A 10,953-nucleotide genomic window follows, 5' to 3' on the forward strand; every position below is an offset into this window, starting at 1 on the left:
CAACCACACCACCGTGGTCGGCACGGTTCCCTCCTCCCTCACCCCGGACATCGTGGACGGCACCGTCTTCGCCATCCACGACGCCGGCAGCAAGGTCGTCGTCGGCGGCTCGTTCACCGGGGTGCAGAACCGCAACTCGGACGTCACGATCGCCCGCAAGTACGTGCTGGCCTTCGACAAGGCCACCGGCCAGGTGGACACCGCGTTCGCCCCGGTGGTCGACAGCGAGGTCTACGACATCCTCGCCGGCCCGACGGCCGGCACCGTCTACCTCGCCGGCAAGTTCAACACCGTCAACGGCACCAGCCGCCGCAAGCTGGCCCTGCTCAACCTGGCCGACGGCAGCGTGGTCAACAGCTTCCCCAACCTGGCCTTCAACGGCCTGGTCAACGACATCGCCAAGGTCGGCAGCCGGCTGTTCGTGGGCGGCATCTTCACCACCGCCGCCACGCAGCCGCGCAACGGCCTCGCCTCGCTCGACGCCGTCACCGGCGTGGTGGACAGCTACCTCACCACGTCGCTGACCGAGCACCACAACTACGACGGGATCAGCGGCGCGAGCGCCGGCGTCGGGGCCGAGAAGATGGCCGTCTCGCCGGACGGCACCCAGCTCGTGGTGATCGGCAACTTCAAGAAGGCCAACGGGGCGCTGCACGACCAGGTGGTCCGGCTCACCCTGGGCGCCTCCGCCGCGACCATGTCGTCCTGGAACACCAACCGGTACGAGCCGCGCTGCGCCTGGAAGTCGTTCGACTCGTACGTGCGGGACGTGAGCTTCTCCCCCAACGGCAGCTACTTCGTCATCGTCACCACGGGCACAGCGTACGCAGGGACGCTGTGCGACGCCGCGGCCCGCTGGGAGACGTCGTCCACCGGCACCACCGTCCAGCCGACCTGGGTCGCCTACACCGGCGGGGACACGTTCCTCTCCGTGGGCATCACCGAGCAGGCCGTCTACGTCGGCGGTCACTTCCGCTGGCTGAACAACACCTCCGCCACGAACTCGGCGTACCCGGGCGCGGTGGCCCGGCCCAGCATCGCCGCCCTCGACCCGCTCAACGGCCTGCCGCTGTCGTGGAACCCGGGCCGGCACCCGCGCGGCTACGGCGTGGCAGAGCTGCTGGTCACCCCGCAGGGCATCTGGCTCGGCTCGGACCAGGACTGGATCGGCAACTTCCAGTACCGCCGGGAGCGGATCGCGTTCTTCCCGCTCAGCGGCGCGGCCGCCCCGCACTCCACCGCCACCGCCACCCTGCCGGGCAGGGTCTACCAGGCCGGGTTCAGCAGCGGCTCGGTAAACGCGGTGCAGCGCCGGTCGTACGACGGGACGAGCGCGGTGGGCGCGGCCACGCCGGTCGCCAACCCCGACGGCACCACCTGGTCGACGGCGAAGAGCGCCTTCTGGGCCGGCGGCACCCTGTTCTACGGGATGAGCGGCGCGCTGTGGCGGCGCACGTTCGACGGCACCACCTTCGGCAAGCCGACGCGGGTCGACCCGTACCACGACGCGCTGTGGGACACGGTGGTGACCGGTTCCGGGCCGGAGGGCCAGACGTACGCCGGCAACACGGTGAGCTTCTACCCGGAGATCGCCAACATGACCGGCATGTTCTACACCAACGGCCGGCTCTACTACACCCTGACCGGGCAGAACGGCCTCTTCTGGCGCTGGTTCAACCCGGACAGCGGCACCGTCGGGGCGGACAAGTTCACCGTGGCCGGGGCGACCGGCTTCGCCGACTCCGGCGGGGTCTTCGTCGCCGGATCCCGGATCTACATGGTCAGCCGCAACCTCGGCACCCTGTCGTCGGCCAACTGGATCAACGGCGCGCCCTCGGGTAGCTGGACGGTGCGCAGCGGCCCTGCCCAGGGCGGGGTCGACTGGCGGACGAAGGCGATCTTCGTCGGCCCTTAGCCCAGATCACGACGGCAGCGAGCCGGGGCCGGACGGGGCATCGCCCTGACGGTCCCGGCTCGCTACTGTCGTTGACGTGCCCACCGAGCCTCTCCGCTGCGCCGACGCGTTGATCGTCGACGACAACGGCCGCCTCTTCGTCCCGCGCCGGTCCCCGCAGCGGGCCGCCTTCGCGGCGCTGCGCTCGATCGGTCTGTGAGCGAGGACGTCGAGCTTCCGTCGCACCGGTTCGCCGGGCTGGTCGCCCCGGCGGTCGACCGGGTCTTCGTCGCCGGCATCCTCGCCGGTCGGGACGGAGGTGGCGCGGAGCTGAGCCAGCGGTACGGCGGGCCGGCGGCCACGGGTTTCCTGGTCGAGTTCCGCACCCGGCTGGCCGCGCCGGGCGGGACGGTCGACCCGGCGGGCTTCGCCGCGGTGACCCGGTACCGCGACCCGGCCTCCTGCCAGCGGGCGCTGGACAAGCAGGTCGCGTACGGCATGCTGCACCGCCGCCCCGACGGCTGCATCTGCGCCACGGAACGCGGCCTCGCCTTCCTGGCCGAGCTGTACCAGGTGCACGCCGAGGTGACCGAGGAGCTGTGGTCCGGGCACGACGACCGGGTGCTCCGGCTGGTCGAGACACTCGGCGGGCTGCTGGCGTACGCGCTGGTCAGCGCCGAGGAGGGGACCGACGTGCTGGGCGACGCGTTCGCGGTGACGGCACCCCCGTACGAGCCGGACGGCACCGCGCCGGGGGTGCTGCTGCTCAACCGGCTGGGCACGCTGCGCTACCACCGGGCCGACGCGCACGCGGCGGCGTGGACGGCGGCGGGGCACACCGCCCTGAGCGTCGGCGAGCTGCCGGCCGGCCCGGAACGGCTGGCCATCGGGCTGGAGACGGACCGCCGGGCGGCCGGCCCGTACGAGGTGCTGACCGCCGAGGAGCGGCTGACCATGCTGGCGGACCTGGCCGCGCTGCCGGGCTGACGCCGAGGCGCGGTGCGGTGCCGCCGGGCTGACGCGCCGGTTGACGGCGGGCGCGGTCGGCCCCGGCGCTATCCTCCACCGGTGACCCGGAGACGTGCTCCGGAGACGTACCAAGGAGGCGGTCGCATGATCGGGATGGTCCTCGCGGCCGGTGCGGGGCGCCGACTGCGTCCGTACACCGACACCCTGCCCAAGGCGCTGGTGCCGGTGGACGGTGACACCACCATCCTGGACATCGCGCTGCGCAACCTCGCCGAGGTCGGCCTCACCGACGTGGTGATCGTCGTCGGGTACGCCGCCGACGCGGTCGTGACCCGCCAGGCGGAGCTGGAGAAGCGCCACGGCGTCACGATCACCCTCGTGCCCAACGACAGGGCCGAGGAGTGGAACAACGCGTACTCGCTCTGGCTGGCCCGGGAACACTTCGCCCGGGGCGTGCTGCTGGTCAACGGCGACACCGTGCACCCGGTGAGCGTGGAGCGGACCCTGCTGGCCCAGCGCGGGCCGGGCATCCTGCTCGCCGTGGACACGCTCAAGCCGCTGGCCGAGGAGGAGATGAAGACCACCTTCGACGCCGCCGGCCAGCTCACCCGGATCACCAAGCTGATGGACCCGGGTGAGGCGTACGGGGAGTACATCGGCGCGACGCTGATCGAGCCGCAGGTGGCCGACGCGCTCGCCGACGCCCTGGAGGCGACCTGGCGGCGGGACCCGAACCTCTACTACGAGGACGGCTACCAGGAGTTCGCCGAGCGCGGCGGCGAGGTGCGGGCGGCGCCGATCGGCGACGTCTCCTGGGTGGAGGTCGACAACCACGACGACCTGGCCCGGGCGCGGGAGATCGCGTGCCGCTACTAGCCCGCACGATCCTCACCCCGCTGCACATCGACGTGCGGCGGGGCGCGGTGGCGGACCTGGCCACGATCCTGGCCGACGGGCGGATCTCCTCCGGCGGCGACGTCGCCGTGGTGGTCGGGCCGGGGCAGGGCGGGCAGATCGCCGAGCTGATCCGCCCGTCGCTGCGCTCGGCGGACGTGTTCACCGTGGCCGGCGGCACCCTCGACGCGGCCGACGACCTGGGCGGGAAGTTGCGCGCCCGGTCGTACGACGCGGTGGTGGGCATCGGCGGCGGCAAGACCATCGACGTGGCCAAGTACGCGGCCACGCGGCGCGGCCTGCCGATGGTGACCGTGGCGACGAGCCTGGCCAACGACGGCATCGCCTCCCCGGTGGCCTCGCTGATCACCGGCGGGATCAAGGGCTCCTACGGGGTGCACATCCCGATCGCCGTCATCGTGGACCTCGACTTCGTGGAGGCCGGGCCGGAGCGGCACAACAGGGCCGGCATCGGCGACGTGGTGAGCAACATCAGCGCGCTGGCAGACTGGGAGCTGGCCCGCCGGGTACGCGGGGAGCCCGTCGACGGCCTGGCCGCGTCGCTGGCCCGGATGGGGGCCGAGGCGGTCCTCGCCCACCCCGGCGACATGACCGACGACGCGTTCGTCATCGTGCTGGCCGAGGCGTTGATCTCCAGCGGCCTGGCGATGGCGGTGTGCGGCACCTCCCGCCCGTCCAGCGGCGGCTGCCACGAGATCATGCACGCGGTCGACGCCCTCTTCCCCGGCACCGCCTCGCACGGCGAGCTGGCCGGCCTCGGCGCGCTGTTCTGCACGTTCCTGCGCGGCGACGGGCGGCGTCTCGCGGAGATGTCGGCCTGCCTGGCCCGGCACAACCTGCCCCGGCTCCCGGCCGAGGTCGAACTGACCGACGACCAGTTCGTCGAGGCGGTGCAGTTCGCGCCGGCCACCCGGCCCGACCGGTACACCATCCTGGAGCACCTGGCGATGTCGGCTTCCGAGACGCGGGAGCGGCTGGCAGACTACGCCGGTGCACTCCGCGACCTTGGCTGAGCCGTCCCGCCCCTCCGTAGCCGACTTCCACCGGGTCAACCGGGGCGGTGGCCTGTTCAGCGAGTCGATCAGCCAGTGGCTGGGCGCGGTGTTCGCGCTGGTCGCCCAGCGACTCGGGCTGCGTCCCACGGCGCTGACCATCGCCAACCTGGTGCTGGGCCTGGCCACGTCGGTGACCGTGGTGGCGCTGGCCGACCGGGTCGCCGCCGGCAACGTACCGGCGTGGGTGGTGGGGCTGGCCGCGCTGGTCGGCTGGCAGGTCGCGTACTCCCTGGACTGCGCCGACGGGCAGCTCGCCCGGGTGACCGGGCAGGGCAGCGCGGCGGGCGCCCGGGTGGACGTGCTCTGCGACGTGGCCGCCCAGATCGCCCTGGTGGCCGCGCTGTCCGCCACGGCCGTGGCGCAGCGTCCGGGGACGCCGAGCTGGCTGGTCGCGCTCTTCGCGGGCACCTGGATGGTCAACCTGGTGACGTCGGTGATGCAGTCCGGCCCGAACGCGGCCAGCATGGTCACCTCGACGTCGCTGCCGGTGCGGCTGGTGAAGCTGGTCCGCGACTACGGCGCGGTGATCTTCGTGGCGGCCGTGGTGCTGGCGTTCGCCCCGGCCCTCACCCTCTGGGTGATGGTGGCGTTCACCGTGGTCAACGGCGGCTTCCTCCTGGCCAGCATCGCCTTCTCCGCCCGCGCCTCGCTGCGCTGAGGTGTGCAAGGAGGGCCCCCTGTTAACGCATTCTGTAGAGGAGGGGGCCCCTGTTGACGCGGCTGGGCGGTTGAGCACGCTGCCATCGGGTGAGCCGGCTCCGACCGCACCGCAGCGGGCACCCGCCACAGCAGGAGGTCCGTGCGCGCGTTGGCTCAGAGCTGGGCGAGCCACTGTCGGGCCCGCGCGGCGCTGCCCGTGCCGAGGGCGACCATCAATGCCGCTCTTGCTTTGGAGGCACTGAGGCCGCGGGCGCTGATGGCCCCGACCGTCATGGCCAGGCCGTTGACGTATGCCGGGTCCGGCAGGGACGGGTTGGTGGTGGTGTGGCAGCGGGAGGCGACGACCACCGGGATGCCCCACTCCGTGAGGTCACTGATGGTGGCGAACAGGCTGGTCGGCACATTGCCCACGCCGGTCCCTTCCAGCACGATGCCGGCCGCGCCGGCGTCCACGGCCGCGGTGAGCAGCGTGGATTCCATCCCGGGATAGGTCTTGATGAGCGCGACGTCGGATGCTGGTTGGCCCACGGGGTCGGGCGGTCGCGGCGGCGGTGCGGCAACGGGCACCACACGGTTTGCCACCACGTGGGCCAGGGGCGGGAACGGGGCGGAGGAGAACGCGGTCACGCCGGCGTTGACGTTGGTGGCCCAGCGGGCGGCGTGCAGTTCGTCGTTGAGGCAGAGCACGGCTCCGGCTCGGTGCAGCGCCGGATCGCAGGCGGCGGCGATCGCGCTGGCGAGGTTGCGAGGCCCGTCGGCGGACAGCTCGTCGGCGCGCCGTGTCGCGCCGGTGAACACGATGCCGGCCCGCGTGGCGGCGGCTCCGGCGAGCAGATCGGCCAGGAACGCCGTCTCCTCCATGGTGTCGATGCCATGGGTGACGACGACGCCGTCGTAGCCGTCGTCCAGGATCGCGGCGCGTACCCGCCGCGCGAGCGCCAGCATCGTGGCCGGCGACATGTCCCAACTTGGCTCCGTCGTGACGTCCTCGACGGTCACCTCAGCGCTCAACTGCGTCGTCGGAATGCCGGTGAGAAGCTGCGCACCGGTGAACACGGTCGGCTCAGCGTCGCGCTGCCCGTAGGCGTGAATGTCCTTGGTGGCCACGAGCAACACCCGGGGTGCCACGGCATACGTCCTTTCCGTTGGCTTCTGCCCACCGGCAGCGCGCGACGTTCGTGGCATGCCCTCCGTAGGCGTGGTCATCGCGACGGATCGGGAAGACTCAACTGCTGCTCCAGCCGTTCGATCCGGGCGATCAGCGGCTGCAGATGCTGCTGCATCGCCGCTGCGAGCGCCTGCACCGGTTCGGCGGAGGGTTGCGGCGGTGTCTGGGCACGCAGGTGCACGTAGCCGGCAAGCGCCGCGGCCACGGCGCGGCGGGTCAGCCGAGGGTCGGCTCCCAACGAGCGCAGCACCTGTCCGGCGACACCGTCCGGCTCGGCGACCAGGCCCAGCAGCAGGTGTTCACAGCCGATGTAGTTGTGCCCGAGTGAGGTCGCCTCGGTCACCGCCAGCTCCAGCGCGCCGGCGGCTGCGGTACTGAAATGCACCGACCCGTCTTCGGATGCTCCGCCCGGCTCCACGCCGGGATGCCGCTGCAGGTCACGCAGCACGTGCGCCTGGTCGATCTCGATGGCCCGCAGGACGTGAAGGGCCAGGTTGCTGCCTTCACCGACGATTCCGGCGAGTAGATGACCGGTACCCACCGACGGCGCCGACGCCGTGCCGGCGCGCTCGATCGCCAGCGCGAGCACCGCCCGGGCCCGCCCGGTGAAGTGAGGGAACCGTTCATCCAGATCGTCACGGGTGAGTTGCCCCAGGGCGGTCTGCCGGACGGCGGTGACCCGGCGCACCGCCTGCTCCAGGGCGCGTTGGCAGATCGCCGATACCGGCACACCGGTTTCCTTGACTGCCTCGGCCAGCTCGTCGGGCAGATAGACGTTGATCTTCGGCATCAAGACCCTCCACACATGGGGGTTATGAACGGGGTACGTCACTTATACCCCCACTGGGGTCAGTGAGCAACCCCAAGACTTTACGTCCGACAATCACACCGTCGATCAGTTCGTGCGGGCGGGGGCCGATCCGGCGGCCACGGGAGTTGGAGGTGGGGTTGACCGAGCGGTGGCGCGACGCCCAGCCCATCGCGCGGGTGCTGGTGCACACCTCGCTGACCGGGCTGGCCGAGGCGCTGGGCCGCTGGACAGCCGACCACGACCGGGTGCTGGACGGGCCCGCCGAGGAGCGGTACCTGTTCCCGCCCCGCCCCGGCGTGCCGACGCGGGCGTACCGCACGGAGATCGCCTGGCCGATCCGCTCCGAGCCGGGGCGGTCATCCCCACCCACAGACCACGAGGCCAAATGATCATCGAGAACGTGTCCTGCGCCGGCGGGCAGCACTGCGAGACCACCGCGCTCGGTGTCCTGCTCCGCCACGAGGGCATCGACCTGTCCGAGCCCATGCGGTTCGGCCTCGGCGAAGGCCTCGGCTTCGTCTACTGGGACGCCAAGAACATGGACTTTCCGTTCCTCGGTGGCCGGACCAAGCCGATGACCATCACCCGGACCCTGGCCGCCCGGCTGGGCCTGACGATGCGCGTCGAGGAGACCACGTCGGTGCGCAAGGCCTGGCACAACGTCGCCGCCGCCATCGACGCCGGCCGGCCGGTCGGGCTGCAGCTCGACTCCTACCACCTGGACTACTTCACCGTGAAGGTCCACTTCGGCGGCCACGTCGTCGCGATGTACGGCTACGACGACACCCACGCCTACCTGGTCGACACCGCCCAGCAGGGCGGCGCCGTGACGACCACCCGCGCGAGCCTGGAACTGGCCCGAAACGTTCGCGGGCCGATGACGGCCCGGAACCTCTCCTACACCCTCGCCTGCGGTGGGGACCGGCCGAAGCTGGGCGAGGTCGTCGGTGCGGCCATCCGCAGCAACGCGCACGACTTCCTGAACCCGCCCATCGCCAACCTCGGCCACCGCGGCATCCGCAAGGCCGCCGGGCAGGTGCCGAAGTGGCTCGCCCGCAGCGCCGACCCGCGCCACGACCTCGCCCTGGCCGCCTCGCTAATGGAACGCGGCGGAACCGGCGGCGCCCTGTTCCGCGCCATGTACCGCGACTTCCTCGCCGAATGCTGCACCATCGTCGACGACGACAACCTCCGTCGCGGTCATCAGATGTACCGCGAGATAGCTCCGCTGTGGACGGAAGTCTCCCGCCATCTCGCGGCCGCCGCAGAAACCACCGACCACCGCCACCTGGCCGACGCCTCGGCCGTCCTTTCCGACCTGGCAGACCGCGAACACGACGCCATGCAGACACTGGCCAACATCCGTACCGGGTAAAGCGGCCCAGCGGCTATGTGACCGGCAGGAGCCCGCGTTCGGCGAAGACCTTCTTCGCGGTGAACGTGGCGTTGAGAGCGCGCGGGAACCCGCAGTAGACGGCCGAGTGCAGGAACGCTTCGATGATCTGCTGCGGGGTGAGGCCGACGTTGAGCGCGGCGTTGATGTGGACGTCTAGCTGCGGTTCGCATCCGCCGAGTGCGGTAAGCATCCCGAGGGTGACGAGCTGCCGGTCTCGTGGCTCGAGGCCAGGGCGGGAGTAGATCTCGCCGAAGCCCCAGGCGACGACCTGGTGGCCGAGTTCCGGTGAGATGTCGCCGAGCGCGTCGATGACCTTTGCGCCGGCGGCCCCGTCGACCGCGTCGAGCACCGCCTTGCCCCGCTCGAACCCTTCCTGCCGTTCTTTCCTCTCAGCCATCTTCAGATCCCTTCTGCTGCTGTGATTGGAGCGCCGCGAGGTCATCCAGGTAGGTCGCTATCTTCCCGGCCAACGCCTTCTCGTGGGCGCGAAGCCGGGCGATCTGCTTGCGCAGGCCCGCCTGATGTGCTTCGAGCAAGCGCAGACGCGGCTCGGTCGTGACCGAACCGCGCTCCCGGAGCTGCGCATACTCGCGCATCTGCGCGATCGGCATGCCCGTCTCCCGTAGCCGGAGCAGGAACTTCACCCATTCCACGTCCGCCGACGAGTACCGGCGCTGATTCCCGGAGTTCCGCGCCACCGGTCGGATCAACTCCGCACGCTCGTAGTAGCGCAGAGTGTGCCCCGACACTCCGGTCGCCGCGGTCATCTGCGCGACGGTGAGCCCTGCCTCGCCCTCTGCCACGTCAGCAGAGTAGAAGTTAGAGCACGCTCTAAGTCAAACCCGAGGAGTCGACAACCTCATGGCCCGCAACAGCTAGTTGCTCTTCAGGAAGTCGATGAACGTGCGCCAGCCCTGGCCGTCGAAGGACAAGATGGGGCCGGACTTGTCCTTGCTGTCCCGAACGGCGACCCCGTCGCGGAGGTCCGCCACCTCGACGCACGCGCCGCCGTTGGAGTCGCTGCGGGTGGACTTGCGCCACACCGCGCCGGTGAGGTCCGGGTTCGACATGTCAGCCTCTACTTGATCTCGTCTGCGATCCGCCGGATGAGCCGTCGGGACTCCGCCGGCCCCAGGGCCGCAGCCTGGAGACGACCCCAGAGCCGATTGTAGGACCGGAGCGCCTCGGGGCTGTCGAGGTAATCCGCGTCCGTGAACGTCTCCCGCATTGCCGCCCGGTCGCCGAGGTTACGCCGCAACGCCGACTCGCTGAGGATGAAGTTCAGCTCCGGCCCGTCCGGGCGATCGATGACCTTTTGTCGTTCGCGGCGCACTGCGGTCTGCTGCTCTACGTCGTCCCCTTCGATGATCGCCCGGATGTAGGGCTCGGTCTGGAGGATGCCGGGGATGACCTCGGACTGGTACCAGCGGATCTCCGCCGCGTCCGGGATTCATGGCTCGGCATGCGAAGAACCCGACGCATCCCGGTCTGCTGCGCCGGCTCTGGCCGTTCAGGCACCGTCGCGGCGCGACCCCGCTCGACCACCTCGGCCCGCCGAAGACCTGTCCGAACAGGCAGGAACATGCCGGGCCATCGGCGTGGCGCGGGTGCCCTACCTGCCGGAACGGCCGGTGCCGGTCCTCGCAGAGGCGCATCACGCGGGGTGCTGGTCGTGACGGCGCGGCGGAAGCCCGAGCGCGATCTCGACGAGCTGGAGCGGATGCTCGCGGCCAGCGGTGGCGGCCCCGAGGACATCGACCGGGCCCGCCGCTCGTCCGACGGGCTCGGGCTCTTCATCCGCTCGCTGGTCGGGCTCGACCGGGAGGCGGCCAACGAGGCGTTCAGCGAGTTCCTGGCCGGTCGCACCCTCACCGCGAACCAGATCAGTTTCATCGACCTGATCGTCGCCCACCTGACCCGTAACGGCGTCATGGAGCCCGTGCGGCTCTACGAATCCCCGTTCAGCGACATCGCGCCGGACCTGGAATCGATCTTCTCGTCCGCCGACGTGGACCGCCTGGTCACGATCATCAAGTCCGTCCGGGACACCGCCGCCCCGCGAGCGAGGTGGCTTAGCGCCAGGGG

15 protein-coding genes are annotated in these 10,953 nt (G+C 71.1%); 9 read left to right on the forward strand and 6 right to left on the reverse strand.

What is annotated here, in order from left to right; genetic code table 11:
- The 6 genes from E1258_RS24895 to E1258_RS24915 all read left to right on the forward strand — a co-directional run.
- The coding region (locus E1258_RS24895) for a hypothetical protein (RefSeq protein WP_132405374.1) at positions 1 to 1,915 on the forward strand (1,915 nt) is incomplete at its 5' end.
- Positions 1,916 to 1,991: 76 nt separating this feature from the next.
- Positions 1,992 to 2,114, forward strand: a complete 123-nt coding sequence (locus E1258_RS35495; RefSeq protein WP_256371033.1) for a hypothetical protein — start codon at positions 1,992 to 1,994, stop codon at positions 2,112 to 2,114.
- The gene (locus E1258_RS24900; RefSeq protein ID WP_132405376.1) at positions 2,111 to 2,881 is read left to right on the forward strand and encodes a hypothetical protein; all 771 of its coding nucleotides are present in this window, start codon (positions 2,111 to 2,113) and stop codon (positions 2,879 to 2,881) included. Before E1258_RS35495 ends, E1258_RS24900 begins: the two co-directional genes overlap by 4 nt.
- A gap of 126 nt (positions 2,882 to 3,007) precedes the next feature.
- Complete coding sequence (locus E1258_RS24905; protein ID WP_132405378.1) at positions 3,008 to 3,739, forward strand: sugar phosphate nucleotidyltransferase; 732 nt, start codon at positions 3,008 to 3,010, stop codon at positions 3,737 to 3,739.
- Positions 3,727 to 4,791, forward strand: a complete 1,065-nt coding sequence (locus E1258_RS24910) for an iron-containing alcohol dehydrogenase family protein (protein WP_132405380.1) — start codon at positions 3,727 to 3,729, stop codon at positions 4,789 to 4,791. Before E1258_RS24905 ends, E1258_RS24910 begins: the two co-directional genes overlap by 13 nt.
- On the forward strand, positions 4,769 to 5,491 hold the full coding sequence (locus E1258_RS24915; RefSeq protein WP_132405382.1) for a CDP-alcohol phosphatidyltransferase family protein: 723 nt from the start codon (positions 4,769 to 4,771) through the stop codon (positions 5,489 to 5,491). The genes E1258_RS24910 and E1258_RS24915 overlap by 23 nt, the downstream gene beginning before the upstream one ends.
- Before the next feature lie 155 nt (positions 5,492 to 5,646).
- Here the strand turns inward: E1258_RS24915 and E1258_RS24920 are convergent, their stop codons facing one another.
- Together E1258_RS24920 and E1258_RS24925 are read right to left on the reverse strand one after the other, a co-directional pair.
- Entirely contained in the window at positions 5,647 to 6,621 is a 975-nt protein-coding gene (locus tag E1258_RS24920) for an asparaginase (protein WP_165949896.1), read from the reverse strand.
- A 74-nt stretch (positions 6,622 to 6,695) separates the two neighbouring features.
- Positions 6,696 to 7,451: a Clp protease N-terminal domain-containing protein gene (locus E1258_RS24925; protein ID WP_132405384.1), complete on the reverse strand. Its 756-nt coding sequence runs from the start codon at positions 7,449 to 7,451 to the stop codon at positions 6,696 to 6,698.
- Between the two features lie 152 nt (positions 7,452 to 7,603).
- On the opposite strand from E1258_RS24925, the gene E1258_RS24930 reads away from it, so the two are divergent.
- On the forward strand, positions 7,604 to 7,861 hold the full coding sequence (locus tag E1258_RS24930) for a hypothetical protein (RefSeq protein WP_132405386.1): 258 nt from the start codon (positions 7,604 to 7,606) through the stop codon (positions 7,859 to 7,861).
- Complete coding sequence (locus E1258_RS24935; RefSeq protein ID WP_132405388.1) at positions 7,858 to 8,847, forward strand: BtrH N-terminal domain-containing protein; 990 nt, start codon at positions 7,858 to 7,860, stop codon at positions 8,845 to 8,847. Before E1258_RS24930 ends, E1258_RS24935 begins: the two co-directional genes overlap by 4 nt.
- Before the next feature lie 13 nt (positions 8,848 to 8,860).
- Here the strand turns inward: E1258_RS24935 and E1258_RS24940 are convergent, their stop codons facing one another.
- From E1258_RS24940 to E1258_RS24955, 4 genes are all read right to left on the reverse strand, one after another.
- A complete protein-coding gene (locus E1258_RS24940; protein ID WP_132405390.1) occupies positions 8,861 to 9,265 on the reverse strand; it encodes a carboxymuconolactone decarboxylase family protein in 405 nt (134 codons plus the stop codon).
- Complete coding sequence (locus E1258_RS24945; protein WP_132405392.1) at positions 9,258 to 9,671, reverse strand: MerR family transcriptional regulator; 414 nt, start codon at positions 9,669 to 9,671, stop codon at positions 9,258 to 9,260. Before E1258_RS24945 ends, E1258_RS24940 begins: the two co-directional genes overlap by 8 nt.
- A 72-nt stretch (positions 9,672 to 9,743) precedes the next feature.
- Positions 9,744 to 9,938: a DUF397 domain-containing protein gene (locus E1258_RS24950; protein ID WP_132405394.1), complete on the reverse strand. Its 195-nt coding sequence runs from the start codon at positions 9,936 to 9,938 to the stop codon at positions 9,744 to 9,746.
- 8 nt (positions 9,939 to 9,946) lie between these two features.
- Complete coding sequence (locus E1258_RS24955; protein ID WP_371688683.1) at positions 9,947 to 10,318, reverse strand: DUF5753 domain-containing protein; 372 nt, start codon at positions 10,316 to 10,318, stop codon at positions 9,947 to 9,949.
- Between the two features lie 222 nt (positions 10,319 to 10,540).
- On the opposite strand from E1258_RS24955, the gene E1258_RS24960 reads away from it, so the two are divergent.
- Positions 10,541 to 10,953: type I restriction-modification enzyme R subunit C-terminal domain-containing protein (locus E1258_RS24960; protein ID WP_305847276.1), on the forward strand; the 413-nt coding region annotated here is incomplete at its 3' end.

The organism is Micromonospora sp. KC207 (assembly GCF_004348615.1).
In the GTDB taxonomy this organism is placed as follows: domain Bacteria; phylum Actinomycetota; class Actinomycetes; order Mycobacteriales; family Micromonosporaceae; genus Micromonospora.

Coding starts and splice junctions, on each gene's coding strand:
- E1258_RS24905 (WP_132405378.1), top strand. CDS start 3,008: ATGATCGGGATGGTCCTCGCGGCCGGTGCGGGGCGCCGACTGCGTCCG.
- E1258_RS24925 (WP_132405384.1), bottom strand. CDS start 7,451: ATGCCGAAGATCAACGTCTATCTGCCCGACGAGCTGGCCGAGGCAGTC.
- E1258_RS24935 (WP_132405388.1), top strand. CDS start 7,858: ATGATCATCGAGAACGTGTCCTGCGCCGGCGGGCAGCACTGCGAGACC.
- E1258_RS24940 (WP_132405390.1), bottom strand. CDS start 9,265: ATGGCTGAGAGGAAAGAACGGCAGGAAGGGTTCGAGCGGGGCAAGGCG.
- E1258_RS24950 (WP_132405394.1), bottom strand. CDS start 9,938: ATGTCGAACCCGGACCTCACCGGCGCGGTGTGGCGCAAGTCCACCCGC.